Origin of the sequence: Streptomyces sp. NPDC097107 (assembly GCF_044762405.1) — a bacterium.
Lineage (GTDB): Bacteria > Actinomycetota > Actinomycetes > Streptomycetales > Streptomycetaceae > Streptomyces > Streptomyces thinghirensis.
Window position 1 is genome coordinate 1 of sequence record NZ_JBIWEF010000013.1, and the last position, 13,878, is coordinate 13,878.

Here is a 13,878-nt window from a genome sequence, read left to right on the forward strand (position 1 = left end):
AGCTTTCGGTTCGTCTTGCAGCGTATGAGGAGATCGGCGCCGGTGATGGCCAGCTGGTTCAGCAGTGCGGCGGAGGAGAAGTTCCGGTCGCCCAGCAGCAGCATCCCGGCCCGCAGGTCCACCGCCAGGCGGCGGGCGTACTCCAGCTCACCGGTCGTGGCCGGACCGAACACGGCCCCGATCACCGACCGGGTCCCGCAGGCCACCAGCGCGGCCAGACGCAGCTGCGGGTAGCCCGAGATCCCGTTGCCGAGCCGCTGCCGGGTGAACACCGCCAGGTTGGCCGGGCAGTCCGGGACCGACAGCAGGGTGCCGTCGACCGCGACGACCCTCAACCCCCGCCATCGTCCCGCACCAGCGGTCGTGGCCGCAGGACCTCTTATCAGGTCGAACAGCGCTTTCATCGGTGCCGGCCCCAGTCGCTGGCGGGCCTGGCGAAGTGCGCTGCCACAGGGCCTCAACGGTGCGAGGCCCGCCAGTCCGGCACATAACCGGTCGAAGACCTGCTGATAGCCCAGCCCGTTGAAGAGTGCCGCGGCCAGCAGCAGGTAGACCGTGACCCGCGCCGGCACCAGCCGGACCCTGCACTGCACCGCACCGGTCTCCGCCAGCACCTCATCGACCATCTCGAACGGAACAATCCGGGTCAGCTCGCCGATGTGCCCCGGCGCGAACACCCCGGCCGCTGTTCCAACGGTCCTTGTTATGGCAGCCTGTTCCAACAGCGGAGCTCCTGTGGTGAGGATGTCTTGGAGTGACATCCCTCTTCTACAGCAGCTCCGCTGCCTTGTTCACCGGCCTTGACGAACAAACCCCCGCCCTAACTGAACGGCGTTGGTCCTAGGCCCTGTCGTCCGGGGAGGTCGTCGAGGGCACCCGGCACCCGGCCCCCTCGGCGACCTCCCCCCGGTCCCGCCCCGTCGCGGAGACCTCGCCGCAGGTCACCGGAGGATCGCCCACCGGTCTCGACGGCCCGCCGCCGTGCCCACTTCGAGACGCACCCGTAACGCCCCGTGCCGCACGTTCCGCCCCGCCGCGCCGTCACAGTCACGTACACCGGCGTCAACGGGACCAGGGGGCACGGAAGATGAAGCGGTACCGGACACGAAGGCCGATCGGCGCGCTGCTCGCGCTCACGGCGGCGGGCGGCCTGCTGATCACCGGCTGCGCGGGCGGGGGCGACGCGGATCACGGGACGAAGGAGTCCGCGGCCGACTCCCGGGGCGACTCGGCCCCGATGCCCGCACCCGACCGTCCCAGGGGCGAGGGTGAACAGCGCTACGACGGCGGTACGGCGACCGGGGAAGCCGGGGACGGGGACACCGAGGACTCCCCCGAGACCGCCCCGGACCCCGACCACCTCTCCACCTTCGCCCTGGACGTCGACACCGCCTCCTACGGCTACGCCCGCCGCACCCTCTCCGAGGGCCGGCTGCCCGACCCGTCGACGGTCCGGCCCGAGGAGTTCGTCAACAGCTTCCGCCAGGACTACGACCGCCCCGACGGCGACGGCTTCACGGTGACCGTGGACGGCGCCCGCGCCGACGAGGAGGACTGGTCGCTGGTCCGCGTGGGCCTGGCCACCCGGGGCGCCGAGCAGGAGGGCGAACGCCCGCCCGCCGCCCTGACGTTCGTCATCGACATCTCCGGCTCCATGGCCGAACCCGGTCGGCTCGACCTCGCCAAGGAGTCCCTCGGCACGATGACCGACCGCCTGCGCGACGACGACTCGGTCGCGCTCGTCACCTTCAGCGACGAGGCCGAGACCGTGCTGCCGATGACCCGGCTCGGCGATCGCCGCGGCCGGGTCCACGACGCCGTCGACAGCCTGGAGCCGACCGACTCCACCAACCTCGGCGCGGGCGTCGAGACCGGCTACGACACGGCCGTCGAGGGCCGTCGCGAGGGCGCCACCAACCGCGTCGTCCTCGTCTCCGACGCCCTCGCCAACACCGGCGACACCGATGCGGACGCCATCCTCGAACGCATCGCGGACGAGCGCCGCGAGCACGGCATCACCCTCTTCGGCGTCGGCGTCGGCAGCGACTACGGCGACGCCCTGATGGAACGCCTCGCCGACAAGGGCGACGGCCACACCACGTACGTCTCGGACACCGAGGACGCGCGCGAGGTCTTCAGCGAGCAACTCCCGCGCCACATCGAGCTGACCGCCCGCGACGCCAGGGCCCAGGTCGCCTTCGACCCCGAGACGGTCGCCGAGTTCCGTCTCGTCGGCTACGACAACCGACAGGTCGCCGACGAGGACTTCCGCGACGACCGCGTCGACGGCGGCGAGGTCGGCCCCGGCCACACGGTGACCGCCCTGTACGCCGTCCGCGTACGGCCCGGCGCCGACGGCCACCTCGCCACGGCCACCGTCCGCTGGCTCGACCCCCGCACCCGCGCCCCGCACGAGGAGTCCGGCGACGTGGAGACGGGCGCCCTCGCCGACTCGGTCTGGGGCGCGGACCGCGGCCTGCGGGTGACGGCGACGGCCGCCTACTTCGCCGACGCGCTGCGCGCCCCGTACGACGGGGGCGGCGGCGCCCTGCCCGGCGCACCACGCCTCGGCGAACTCGCCGAACGTGCCGGTGCGCTGGCCGACCGCACGGGGGACCCGGACGTCGGGCAGCTCGCCGAGGCGGTCCGGCAGGCCGACCGGCTGACCTGAGCCACCCCCGTTGACCCCTTACGCACAAGTAAGTTTACTCTCAAGTAAGTAACGGGAAGAGGCAGCGCAACACCACTCCGATCCGCGACCGGGAGCCGACATGGGCGTACGCAGGGACCTGAAACGGGCGAAACACCGCGGCGACCTGGCGTCCCGCACCCGGACCGAAACGGTCCGGGACGCGGACGGCACCGTCCGCGAGGCCCGCACCGCGCCCCTCGCGCATCGCCCCACCACCGGCAGCACCGCCGACATCCCGTTCACCAACGCGGCCGAGGCCCCGGACGCGGTGGTCCTGCGCCGCGAGGTGAACGGCGTCTGGCGCCCCGTCACGGCGGCGGAGTTCGCCCGCGAGGTGACCGCCGTGGCCAAGGGCCTGATCGCCGCCGGCCTGGAACCCGGCGGGCGGGTCGCCGTCATGTCCCGTACCCGCTACGAGTGGACGGTCCTGGACTTCGCGATCTGGGCGGCCGGCGGCCGGACCGTCCCCGTCTACGCCACCTCCTCCGCCGACCAGGTCGAATGGATCGTCCGCGACTCCGGCGCCCGCCACGTCGTCACCGAGACGGCCGCCAACACCGCCACCGTTGTGACCGGCACCGCCGGCCACCCCGAGGGCCCGCGCGTCCGGGAACTCGACGCCGGTGCGCTCGCCGACCTCACCGCCCTCGGCAGGGGCGTGAGCGACGAGGAGGTCACCAAGCGCCGCACCGCCCTGACCCCGGACACGGTGGCGACCCTCTGCTACACCTCCGGCACCACCGGGCGACCCAAGGGCTGCGTCCTCACCCACGCCAACCTGCACGCCGAGGCAGCCAACACGGTCGAGCTGCTGCACCCGATCTTCAAGGAGGTCACCGGCCAGACCGCCTCGACCCTCCTCTTCCTGCCCCTGGCCCACATCCTCGGCCGCACCATCCAGATCGCCTGTCTGCTGGCCCGCATCGAGATCGGCCACTTCCCGAGCATCAGGCCCGACGAGCTGCGCCCCGCGCTGAAGACGTTCCGCCCGACCTTCCTGGTCGGAGTCCCGTACCTCTTCGAGAAGATCCACGACACGGGCCGCGCGACCGCCGAGAAGATCGGCCGCGGCGCCTCCTTCGACCGCGCCCACCACCTCGCCGTCCGCTTCGGCGCCGCCCACCTGGAGCGTTTCCTCGGCCGCGGCAAGGGCCCCGCCCCCGCCCTGTGGGCCGGCTGGGCCCTGTACGACCTGCTGGTCTACCGCAGGGTCCGGGCGGAACTGGGCGGCCGGATGCGCTACGCCATCAGCGGCGGCTCCCCGCTCGACCACGACCTCAACCTGTTCTTCTACGCCGCCGGAATCATGGTCTACGAGGGCTACGGCCTGACCGAGACCACCGCCGCCGCCACCATCGTCCCGCCCCTGGGACCCCGCCCCGGCACCGTCGGCCCACCGGTCCCCGGCACAGCCGTCCGCATCGCCGACGACGGCGAGGTGCTCATCAAGGGCGGCATCGTCTTCGGGGCCTACCGGAACAACCCGGAGGCCACCGCCGCCGCCCTCACCGACGGCTGGTTCGCCACCGGCGACCTCGGCTCCCTCGACGCCGACGGCTACCTCACCATCACCGGCCGCAAGAAGGACCTCCTGGTCACCTCCGGCGGCAAGAACGTCTCCCCGGCCGTCCTGGAGGACCGCCTGCGCAGCCGGCCGCCCGTCGCCCAGTGCCTCGTCGTCGGCGACAACCGCCCCTTCGTCGCCGCCCTCGTCACCCTCGACCCGGACGCCGTCGCGCACTGGCTGTCGGTCCGGAAGCTGCCCGCCGACACCCCGATGTCCGAGGTCGTACGGGACCAGCGGATCCGCGCCGACGTGCAGAAGGCCGTCGACCACGCCAACGCGGCCGTCTCCCGGGCCGAGTCGATCCGCGCCTTCCGGATCGTCGAGGGCGAGTTCACCGAGGAGAACGGGCTGCTGACCCCGTCACTGAAGGTCAAGCGGCACGCGGCGGTGGCGGCGTACGCGGACGAGATCGAGGCGCTCTACGCGGCGCCGGGAAGCTGAGCGAGCGGCACGGTCGGGGCATGCGAAAGGGGCGGGCCGCCGATGTGCTCGGCGGCCCGCCCCTCGGCCGATGTCAGCCCTCGCCGTTGGAGGACAGGATCGAGACGTCCTCCAGGAGGTGCGCCAGCGCGCCGTCGCGCTTGCTCTGCGTGGAGTTCTCGGCGCACTGCTGGGTCAGCTCGTCCGACAGGATCGGTACGTCCTGGATCGGCACGAGGCCGATGACACTGACCGGGATGTCGCTGACCGCGATGCAGGGCTTGTTGAAGGATCCCTGAATGAGCGCCATCTGCGGGCTCATGTTGCCGTGCGTCGCCGAGTTGCCGAAGTACTGCGAGGCTCCGTTGCCGTTCGCGGAGACGGGCCCGCTGTCGTCACCGATCGCCATCGCCTGCGGGGCCGCGGCGGCGGAGGCGCCCATGACGGAGGCGGCGATCGCCGCGTAGGCGACTACCTTCTTGATCATTTGGCCAGTCCTTTCTGAAAAACCCCGTCCACCGGAGCGTTCTGGTCAACTCCGTGTACGCGGGCGGGTTTCTCCCGTTCACTCCGTCGGCGGACAACGGGAAATGTGTACGGGTCCGCGTTTCCCCGCCATTTCCCGGCGGCGTTCCAGGGGTTTTGAGGTCCAGTGCGGGCCAACCGGGTGAACGCCCGCAACCAATCACTCCCCACCGGGTTGATGAGGCCGTAGGACAGTGCGTCGCTACGACGAAAGGAACGCGAAGTGCTCAAGAAGGCAATGGTCGCCGCGGCGGCTGCCGCTTCTGTGATCGGCATGTCCGCTGCTGCCGCGCCCCAGGCGCTTGCCATCGGGGACGACAACGGGCCGGCGGTGGCCAACGGCAACGGCGCCTCGTCGTCGTTCGGCAACTCGGCGACCGACGGCGACATGAGCCCACAGCTGTCGCTGGTCGAGGGCACGCTGAACAAGCCGTGCGTCGGTCTCGAGGACATCAACGTCGCCGTCATCAACATCGTGCCGATCCAGGACGTGCCGATCCTCTCGGACGACCTGGCGCAGCAGTGTGCGGACAACTCCACGCAGGCCAAGCGTGATGGCGCGATCTCGCACGTCCTGGAGGACCTGTCGGTCCTGTCGGCGAACAGCGAGGGCGGCCAGGGCTGAGCCCAGTCCTGCCCGGTCCGGGCGGCCCGCTGACTTCCCCGTGGGCCGCCCGGTCGTTTCCGGGCCGGGATTTCGCCGGGTGATCGGAATGACGTCGTCGCTCTCCTGGTGGTACGGCTGTAACGGGTGGTGGTGTATCCGAGTGAATTTCGCGGGGCCCCCTGTTCCACAGTTTCTCCGGCCGTCAATGCCTCGTTTGCAGGCTGCAGGTCATGGTGCGAGCCGTCAATGCTGTGCTCGCGCGGTTTCGGCCGTCATTCAGGCATGACCGCAGAGAAGGGAAAGTTCATGAAGAAGAGCGCTGCTGTCGTCGCGGGCGCGATCATGGCCCTGGGCCTGGCTGCCCCGGCCTTCGCCGACGCGGACGCCCAGGGTGCCGCGGTCGGCTCCCCGGGCGTCCTGTCCGGCAACGTCGTCCAGGTCCCCGTCCACGTGCCCGTCAACGTGTGCGGCAACACCGTCAACGTGATTGGTCTGCTGAACCCCGCGTTCGGCAACGTGTGCGTGAACGACTGACGTCGTTCCGCACCGACCGGCTGCGTCACGGCCGGCCTTGGCCAACTCGTTTGGTTCGGGGCCGGCTTTTCCCCTTTCTGCAGCCTCTTCTGCAGCAATCGCTACCAGCAGGAAGACAACCAGAGTGCGACAGACCCTGAGCAGGGGGATGGTCGCGGCAGCCGCCGCGACGGGCATCCTTTCCCTGTGCGGCAGCCCCGTCCTTGCCGACTCGCATGCGGGCGGTGCCGCCCAGAACTCGCCGGGCGTCGCGTCCGGCAACGCCCTCCAGGTGCCGGTCGACGTGCCGGTGAACGCCTGCGGCAACACCGTCGACGTGATCGCCGCGCTGAACCCCGCCTTCGGCAACGAGTGCGAGAACAGCTCGGACGAGCGGACCGGCGGCTCCGTGAAGCACGGGGCGCCCCACGGTGACGACGGTACGGGCCAGGACGGCGGGTACGGCGGAGAGTACGGCGAGGACGTGCGCGTCCCCTCCGGTGCCTCCGCGGACGGCGCGGCCGTGGGCTCGCCCGGTGTCGGCTCCGGCAACAACGCGCAGGTGCCGGTCGACGTGCCGGTGAACCTCTGCGGGAACACCGTCGACGTGATCGCCGCGCTCAACCCGGTCTTCGGCAACTCCTGCGACAACCGGGCGGAGGAGCCTCCGGGCTACGGCGAGGAGGAGCCTCCGGGCTACGGCGAGGAGGAGCCTCCGGGCTACGGCGAGGAGGAGCCGCCGCCCACGACGCCGCCGACCGACGAGGAGCCCCCGCCGCCCGGCGAGGAAGAGGAGCCTCCGCCGTCCGGTGAGGAGGAGCCCCCGCCGCCCGCCGGTGAGGAGGAGCCCCCGCCGCCCCCCCAGGTGGAGCAGCCGCCCGTCCTCGCGGAGACCGGCAGCGAGGCCGCGATGCCGGGCGTCGCGGCCGCCGGTGCCGTGCTGATCGCCGGCGGCGCGATCCTGTACCGACGGGCCCGCGTCGTCTCCCGCCGCTGACCCCGGCTCCCGCCGCCCCCACGCCCCCGGCCGACCCCGCAGGGTCCGCCGGGGGCGTTGTGGTGCCCGCGCGGCAGCGGCCGGTCAGCGGCTGCCCGCCCTGTCGTCGTCCGGGCGGCCGGAGCGGCCCGGGGAGGTCGCCTGGCGCACCACGCGGGCGCGGGCCGGTGCCCAGGTACGCGGGCGGCCGGCCTTGCGGCGCAGGCGGTCCAGCAGCCGGGCGGTCACATGGCGCCCCCACAGGTTCCACAGGGCCCGGCCGGGTGCCCGGTCGTCCGGGGCGTGCCAGGCCAGCTCGCGTCCGCCGGGCGCCGGGCGCAGGGCGCTGAGCGGCGCGTAGTTCTCCACCACGAACGCCCGCCCCGGCTGCGGCGCCCCGTCCGGCAGCGTGCGGTGGGTCAGGTCCAGGTGCAGGGCGCGTACGACGTCCAGCCCGGCGGTGTCGGTGAACAGCCGGAACTGGGCGCCGGGACGCGGGTTGAAGTCGAGCAGGTGATAGCGGCCCGTCGTACCGCAGCGGCGGAAGTCGAGGTCGAGGATGCCCCGGTAGCCCAGCTCGCCGGTGATCCGCTCGGCCAGGGCCTGCACCTGCGGGTTCGGTGTCCAGCGGCCGACCGCCGTCAGACCGGCGCCACGTGGCCTGGCGCGCGTCTTGCGGCCGGGACCGCCCGCCCGCACCGCGCCGGTGCGGTCGGCGTACCCGTGGAAGAACCAGTCGCGGTCCGGCCCCGGCGGCAGGAACTCCTGGAGCAGCAGCCGGCTGCCCGCCTCCTCGGCCCGCCGGTACAGCTCCCCGGCCTCCCGCGCCGAACGCACCAGCACCGTGCTCCGCAGCCCGCCGCCCGCAGGCACCAGCCAGGGCCGGCTCCACTTCGCCACCACCGGCAGTCCCAGCCGCCAGGCGGCACGGGCGGCCTCGGCCGGGCCGTCCGGGACCAGGGTCTCGGGGTGCGGCACGTCCAGGGACGCGCACACGCCGGCCAGCTCGGCCTTGTCGGCCACCCGTTCGGGCAGCGCGCCCGGCAGGTCGGGCAGCAGATACGCGGGCGCCAGCTCCGCCCGCATCCGCCCCACCGCGACGGCACACGCGTCGTCCATCGGGATCAGTACGGCGGGACGCGCGATCCGCGCGGCGACGCGGCGCAGGACCACCGCGATGTCGGCGGGCGACGCGCCGGGCGGCGGGGGAGTGTGCAGCCTGCTCACATATCGGGAGGCGCGGACCGGGCTCTGCGCGCAGTCGGCGACCACGTGTACCTCCACGCCCGCGCGGCCGAGCGAACGCACGGCACCCAGCGTTCCGTGGTGAAAGGGATTCCGGTCGGTCCGCAGCAGAACGGCGGGGACACGGGTGTCGAACAGCGACACGGGATTCTTCCTTCGCATTCGATTCGGGTCACCGGTGCGGGCGATCGGCGCACTCGAAAGCCGTAACGGCGGTGGCGTGATGGCATTTCATATGACTGAGTGTCAGTAAGCAGTAAGCAATTCGGGGCGACGGAAGGAGCCGGTAATGGCCGTACGGCAGTCACGGACCCGGTCCAGGCGTTCGGCGCGCGCCGCGGCGGTGGTCGCGGCGGCGGCGCTCCTGGCCGCGATCCCCCAAGTCGCCGTCGGCGAACCGGTCCCGCCCGCGCCGGCCCCGCCCGCACCGGCCCCCGCGGTTCCCGGCCGGACGCCCGGTGCCGCTCCCGCGTTCGGCGCGTACCTGGACTACGGCCCGCGTGGCGTGGCCCGGATGGCGCAGCTCAGCCACTGGCTGGGCGGCGCCGAACTGCGCGTCGGCCACACCTACCTGCCCGGCGACCTGTGGAGCAACATCGAGGGCGCCCCCGGCTTCCTCGACGTGTGGGCCGACTGGCGCACCCGCGAGGCCGACCGGATGCTCGTCCTCAACGTGCCCATGATGGAGCGCAACGAGGAGGGCGTCGACGACGGCGAGGTGCGCACTCTGCTGCGCCAAGGTGCCGCCGGACGTTTCGATCACCACTTCAGGGCCCTCGCCGAACGGCTGGTCGAACTGAACGTCCCGGACACGGTCCTCGTGCTCGGCTGGGAGATGAACGGCACCACGTACACCCATCGGTGCGGACCGGACCCGGAGGCCTGGAAGACGTACTGGAACAGGATCGTCACCACCATGCGTTCGGTGCCGGGCCAGAAGTTCCGGTTCGACTTCACCCCGAGCCGCGGCCGGGACGCCGTTCCGTGGACCCAGTGTTATCCGGGGGACGCCACGGTCGACATCATCGGCATGGATTCGTACGACCAGCCACGCGGAATGGCGTTCGACGAACAGGTGAAGGAACCGTACGGACTTCAGGCGCACGTCGATTTCGCCAAGGCCCACGGAAAGCCCATCTCCTATCCCGAATGGGGCCTCTTCCGCAACGGTGACAACGCCGAGTACATGCGGCGCATGCTCGCGTGGATGGACGAGCACAAACCCTTGTACAACACGCTCACCGACTACTGCCCGCACGGCGTGTGGCAGTGCGACGACAACCCCCGGTCCACCGCGGTCTACCGGTCCGTGCTCTTCGGCCGCACCGACGAGCCGGACACCACGGTCCCGGAGCCGGCCACGCCCACCGTGCCCACCGCACCGCCCGTGCCCGCGGTGCCGCCCACCGCGCCCCGGCCGCCCGCCGACTGCTCGCCGCTGGAGCTCGGCGACTGGGTCGAGTACTGGATCGGCGGGAAGCTCTGCATGCGCCTCGACTGGTACTCGCGCAACAAGTAGCCGCCGACGGGGGCAAGGACGGAGGTGTCGGAGGCGACGGGGGCGACGGAGGTGGCGGCGGGGGCGACGGAGGTGGCGGAGGTGGCGGCGGGGGCGGTCAGGTCCTGCCGCCACCGTCGCGCTCCTTCCGAACCTTGCGCACCTGTCGCCGGTGCAGCAGTTCCTTGCCCCGCCGACGCGCGGCGACGTCGCACAGGGCCGCCGACAGCAGCGGGGCCGTGTGCCGGCGGGCCAGCAGCAGCCGCTGGTTCGGCACCGGTTCCGGGCGCCAGTGGTGTTTGTACGGCTCGTCGCCCCGCAGCAGGCTCAGCGTGCCGCGCCCCGGGGCGCGGGCGTGCTCGGCGCACGCGTCCAGCAGCATCACCGCCACGTCCGCCTTCCGTTCCCGCAGCCGCGGGTGGGCGCCGTACAGATAACCGCCCGCCAGCCGCCGCGACAGCAGCGTGACGTCCACGGCCACCACCTCGTCGTCCATCCGGAACTCGGTGACGACCGCGTCCCCGGCACGCACCATCGGACCCACCGCCCGCACCAGGTGGTCGCGGAACCGCGCCCGCAGATGCTCGCCGGTCACCTTCCGCCCCTGCCACTGCAGCCGGTGCAGCTCCAGCAGCCGCCGCAGCGCCGCGTCCACCTCGTCCGGGAGGACGGTCCGGCTCTTGACGCCGAGCGCGTCCAGCCTGCGCAGCTGGGCGCGCACCCGCTGGCGGCCCTTGGCCGAGGGCAGCCGGGCGGCCAGTTCGTCCACGGGGAGGGCGGGCAGCTCCAGGCAGAGCGAGTCGGCCACCCGGCGCCGGGGCCCGCGCCAGCGGTCGTAGACCCGTTCGGCGGCGGCACCCGGCCGCACCTCGCGCAGGTCGATCAGCGCGGTACGGGCCACCGCGGAAAGCCCCTCGGTGAGCGCGGCCACCGCGTCCTCCCCGCGCTCGTCGTCCAGCAGGACGTCCCCGTAGTCGGAGATCGCCCCGCCCAGCGGCACCAGCGACGGCACCGGACGCCGTACGCGCATCAGCGGCGCGGCGGCGACCAGTTCGCGGCCGTCGCGGGCCAGCAGCAGCCGCAACCGGCCGCGCCCGCCGTACGACCGCCACCACGAGTGCAGCCAGGCATGGCTCTGGAACGGGGTCGCGGCGGCGCACCGGCCGTACAGCCGCCCCCAGTCCGCGGTCAGCTCCGCGAAGGCGCGCTCGTCGGTGACCAGTTCGGTCGTGTACGTCGTCGGGTACGTCACAGCTGTCCGCGGACGTCCGCCGCCGAGGCGGGTCCGGGCACGGCCGCCGTCGTGCGGCCGGGCTCCCGCGCGGCCGGGCGCGGACGGACCAGCAGCGCCAGACCGCCGAGCAGACCGCCCGCGCTCGCGCCCACCAGCCCCGTCACGGCGGCCGAGGCCGAGGACGCCTCGGTGGGCTCGGTGGCGCGCGCGAACCGCCGCAGCTCCACGTGGGTGTCGTCGGCGGCGGCGTCCGCGTGCTCGGTGAGTGCGCCGGCGACCGCGTTGGCCATGTCGGCGGCCTCGTCCGGGTGCGCGGAGGTGGCCGTCACCGAGACCATCGGCGCGTCCGGCGAGGTCGCCGTGCGGACGCTCTCCTCCAGCGTCGCCACCGGGACGCCCGCCAGCATCTGGGCGTCCCCGAGCACGGCGAGCTGGGTGGCGACCCGGCCGTAGGCCTGTGCGAAGCCCAGCGCCGACGCCGGGTCGGACTTGCCGGTGGGGACGGCGACCACGTAACTGGTGGCCGTGTACTGCGGAGTGGCGGCCAGGCCGTAGCCGGCGCCGAGCAGCCCGCCGGCGAGGACGCCGGCCGCGAGCGGGGACCAGGGTGGCAGGGAGCGGATGCGGCGCAGGACGCCGTGCAGGGCGGTGCGTGCGCGGCGGGGGCGGGCCGGCTGCTCGGCCTCGTGCCGCTCCGCGGGCTCGGCCGGGGACTGGGTGAGGGGCTCGGTCATGCGGAACTGACTCCCTGGGGTGCCTGGGACAACGGGTGCGTGAGGGTGGTCGCGTACACGTCCATCAGCTGGGCGGCGCTGCGGGTGACGCAGTAGTGGCGGGCGGCCTCGGGGGCGGTGCGCGGGCCGGGGCCCGGCTCGGCGGCCGCCCGGGTCTCGGCGAGTGCGCGGGCGAACTCCTCCTCGCCACCGGTGACACGCCGGGCGGTCAGCGCGGCGGCCGGGGGCAGGTCCTCGATCGCCGGGCAGGAGGCGTAGAGCACCGGCAGCCCGGACGCGAGGCCCTCCACCACCGCCAGGCCGAAGGCCTCCTCCGGCGACGGCGAGGCGAGCACGTCCATCGCTGAGGCCAGGGACGGCAGGTCCGGGCCGGGGGAGCCGTCGGTCACGTAGGGGCGTTCGCCGGTGAGCAGGACGCGGTCGGCGACCCCGGCCTCGCGGGCGGTGCGGCGCAGGACGTGCTCCTCGGGGCCGCCGCCGACCAGCAGCAGCCAGCAGTCCTCCGGCAGCCGGGCCAGGGCGCGGACCAGGACGTCGAACCGCTTGGCCGTGGTCAGCCGGCCCACGCCGCCGACGACGTACGCGCCCTGCGGCAGGCCGAGACGGCGGCGGGTGCGCAGTCGCGCGACGGGATCGAAGCGGAAGCGGGCCAGGTCGACGCCGTTGGGGACGACCTCGATGCGGGGCGCGGGCACGCCCCAGCGCCGCAGCCGGTCGGCGACGGTGGGGGAGACGGCGACCGTGGCGCTGCCCAGCCGCTCCCCGGCCAGGTAGAGGGCGCGGATGCCGGGGGTGAGCGGGCGGCCCTCCATCTGGGAGTCGCCGAGGGAGTGTTCGGTGGCGACGACGGCGCGGACGCCGGCCAGGCGGGCGGCGATGCGGCCGTAGAGGCAGGCGCGGTAGAGGTGGGTGTGCACGAGGTCGTAGCCGCCGGTGCGGATGAGGCGGGCCAGGCGGGGCAGCGCCGTCAGGTCCCGGTTGCCGGTCATGCCGAGGTGGACGACGTTCACGCCGTCGGCCAGCAGTCCGTCGGCGACCGCGCCCGGGTTGGTGAGCGTCACGACGTCGCAGTCGACGGGGAGGTGGCGCAGGAGCAGCCGCAGTTGCTGTTCGGCGCCGCCGACGCCGAGGCCGGTGATGATGTGCAGGGCCTTCATGTCCTTCGTGCCCCTCCCTGTCAGATCCCGGCCGCGGCGCGGCGGCGCAGGCGGTGCAGCCGGGTCTTCAGCAGCAGGCGTACGGCCGTGTCCCGCTGCCCGATGTGTACGCGTGGCAGGGCGTGCGGGCCGGTCAGCGGGCCGGGGTCGATGGCGCAGGCGTAGGTGTGACCGGCGGCGCGTACGGCGTCGGCGGCGCGGGCGTCGACGGCGCCGTACGGATAGCAGAAGCCGGTTACCGGAGCACCGATCAAATCCGAGAGCAGTGCTCTGCTTTCAGCGGTCTCGGCCTTCAGCGTGGCGTCGTCCGCCTGGGTCAGGTCCACGTGGGTGAGGCCGTGCGAGCCGATCTCGACGCCCTCGGCGGCGGCGTGCCGGATGCCGTCGGCCGTGAGCAGCGGCTTGCGCGGGCCGAGCGGGTCCCACGCGTTGTCGCCGCCGAGCCGGCCCGGCAGCACGAAGAGGGTGGCCCCGCAGTCCCAGCGGCGCAGGCACGGCAGCGCGTGCTCGACGAAGTCGGCGTACCCGTCGTCGAACGTCAGCCCCACCAGGTCGCGGCCACCGCCCCGGGCCCGGGCGGCCAGCAGCTCGGCGACCGGCACCCCGCGCAGCCCGCGCCGCCGCAGCCAGCCGAGCTGCGCGTCCAGCCGGTCGGGCGTGACCGTGATGCGGTACGGGTCGTCCGAGCAGTCGCCGACGGAGTGGTACAT

General features: G+C 73.4%; 13 protein-coding genes. 6 read left to right on the plus strand and 7 right to left on the minus strand.

Going from position 1 to position 13,878, the window contains the following annotated elements; translation table 11 throughout:
• Positions 1-722, minus strand: a 722-nt coding sequence (locus ACIQ1J_RS27905) for an IS4 family transposase (protein ID WP_403561066.1), incomplete at its 3' end; no start/stop codon positions are given.
• A gap of 365 nt (positions 723-1,087) precedes the next feature.
• Here ACIQ1J_RS27905 and ACIQ1J_RS27910 point away from each other — a divergent pair.
• Together ACIQ1J_RS27910 and ACIQ1J_RS27915 are read left to right on the plus strand one after the other, a co-directional pair.
• Positions 1,088-2,671, plus strand: a complete 1,584-nt coding sequence (locus tag ACIQ1J_RS27910) for a von Willebrand factor type A domain-containing protein (RefSeq protein WP_403561068.1) — start codon at positions 1,088-1,090, stop codon at positions 2,669-2,671.
• A 100-nt stretch (positions 2,672-2,771) separates the two neighbouring features.
• Positions 2,772-4,700 (plus strand): AMP-dependent synthetase/ligase, encoded by a 1,929-nt coding sequence (locus ACIQ1J_RS27915; RefSeq protein WP_403561070.1) that lies wholly within the window; start codon positions 2,772-2,774, stop codon positions 4,698-4,700.
• A 73-nt stretch (positions 4,701-4,773) separates the two neighbouring features.
• Here the strand turns inward: ACIQ1J_RS27915 and rdlB are convergent, their stop codons facing one another.
• Positions 4,774-5,166, minus strand: a complete 393-nt coding sequence (gene rdlB, locus ACIQ1J_RS27920; protein WP_210964599.1) for a rodlin RdlB — start codon at positions 5,164-5,166, stop codon at positions 4,774-4,776.
• Positions 5,167-5,427: 261 nt separating this feature from the next.
• Between rdlB and rdlA the strand changes: the two genes are divergently transcribed.
• From rdlA to ACIQ1J_RS27935, 3 genes are all read left to right on the plus strand, one after another.
• The gene (rdlA, locus tag ACIQ1J_RS27925) at positions 5,428-5,829 is read left to right on the plus strand and encodes a rodlin RdlA (RefSeq protein ID WP_210964600.1); all 402 of its coding nucleotides are present in this window, start codon (positions 5,428-5,430) and stop codon (positions 5,827-5,829) included.
• 288 nt (positions 5,830-6,117) lie between these two features.
• Positions 6,118-6,345: a chaplin ChpD gene (gene chpD / locus ACIQ1J_RS27930; protein WP_282107553.1), complete on the plus strand. Its 228-nt coding sequence runs from the start codon at positions 6,118-6,120 to the stop codon at positions 6,343-6,345.
• 124 nt (positions 6,346-6,469) lie between these two features.
• A complete protein-coding gene (locus ACIQ1J_RS27935) occupies positions 6,470-7,321 on the plus strand; it encodes a chaplin (RefSeq protein WP_403561073.1) in 852 nt (283 codons plus the stop codon).
• Positions 7,322-7,405: 84 nt separating this feature from the next.
• Here the strand turns inward: ACIQ1J_RS27935 and ACIQ1J_RS27940 are convergent, their stop codons facing one another.
• Positions 7,406-8,689: an ATP-grasp domain-containing protein gene (locus ACIQ1J_RS27940; protein ID WP_403561075.1), complete on the minus strand. Its 1,284-nt coding sequence runs from the start codon at positions 8,687-8,689 to the stop codon at positions 7,406-7,408.
• 145 nt (positions 8,690-8,834) lie between these two features.
• Here ACIQ1J_RS27940 and ACIQ1J_RS27945 point away from each other — a divergent pair, with 145 nt between their 5' ends.
• The gene (locus ACIQ1J_RS27945; RefSeq protein ID WP_403561077.1) at positions 8,835-10,064 is read left to right on the plus strand and encodes a glycoside hydrolase family 26 protein; all 1,230 of its coding nucleotides are present in this window, start codon (positions 8,835-8,837) and stop codon (positions 10,062-10,064) included.
• 97 nt (positions 10,065-10,161) lie between these two features.
• On the opposite strand, the gene ACIQ1J_RS27950 is transcribed toward ACIQ1J_RS27945, so the two are convergent.
• Genes ACIQ1J_RS27950 through ACIQ1J_RS27965 form a run of 4 tightly spaced genes read right to left on the minus strand, consistent with a single transcriptional unit; the run spans position 10,162 to position 13,878 of the window.
• On the minus strand, positions 10,162-11,295 hold the full coding sequence (locus tag ACIQ1J_RS27950; RefSeq protein WP_210964604.1) for a GNAT family N-acetyltransferase: 1,134 nt from the start codon (positions 11,293-11,295) through the stop codon (positions 10,162-10,164).
• Entirely contained in the window at positions 11,292-12,011 is a 720-nt protein-coding gene (locus tag ACIQ1J_RS27955; RefSeq protein WP_403561079.1) for a lipopolysaccharide biosynthesis protein, read from the minus strand. Before ACIQ1J_RS27955 ends, ACIQ1J_RS27950 begins: the two co-directional genes overlap by 4 nt.
• On the minus strand, positions 12,008-13,168 hold the full coding sequence (locus tag ACIQ1J_RS27960; RefSeq protein ID WP_403561081.1) for a glycosyltransferase: 1,161 nt from the start codon (positions 13,166-13,168) through the stop codon (positions 12,008-12,010). The genes ACIQ1J_RS27955 and ACIQ1J_RS27960 overlap by 4 nt, the downstream gene beginning before the upstream one ends.
• Positions 13,169-13,188: 20 nt before the next feature.
• Positions 13,189-13,878, minus strand: a complete 690-nt coding sequence (locus ACIQ1J_RS27965) for a polysaccharide deacetylase family protein (protein WP_210964609.1) — start codon at positions 13,876-13,878, stop codon at positions 13,189-13,191.

Bases quoted from the DNA above. Each gene is read 5' to 3' on its own strand.
- ACIQ1J_RS27955 (WP_403561079.1), bottom strand. From the start codon at position 12,011: ATGACCGAGCCCCTCACCCAGTCCCCGGCCGAGCCCGCGGAGCGGCAC.
- rdlB (WP_210964599.1), bottom strand. From the start codon at position 5,166: ATGATCAAGAAGGTAGTCGCCTACGCGGCGATCGCCGCCTCCGTCATG.
- ACIQ1J_RS27960 (WP_403561081.1), bottom strand. From the start codon at position 13,168: ATGAAGGCCCTGCACATCATCACCGGCCTCGGCGTCGGCGGCGCCGAA.
- ACIQ1J_RS27910 (WP_403561068.1), top strand. From the start codon at position 1,088: ATGAAGCGGTACCGGACACGAAGGCCGATCGGCGCGCTGCTCGCGCTC.
- ACIQ1J_RS27965 (WP_210964609.1), bottom strand. From the start codon at position 13,878: ATGTACCACTCCGTCGGCGACTGCTCGGACGACCCGTACCGCATCACG.
- ACIQ1J_RS27915 (WP_403561070.1), top strand. From the start codon at position 2,772: ATGGGCGTACGCAGGGACCTGAAACGGGCGAAACACCGCGGCGACCTG.
- chpD (WP_282107553.1), top strand. From the start codon at position 6,118: ATGAAGAAGAGCGCTGCTGTCGTCGCGGGCGCGATCATGGCCCTGGGC.
- ACIQ1J_RS27945 (WP_403561077.1), top strand. From the start codon at position 8,835: ATGGCCGTACGGCAGTCACGGACCCGGTCCAGGCGTTCGGCGCGCGCC.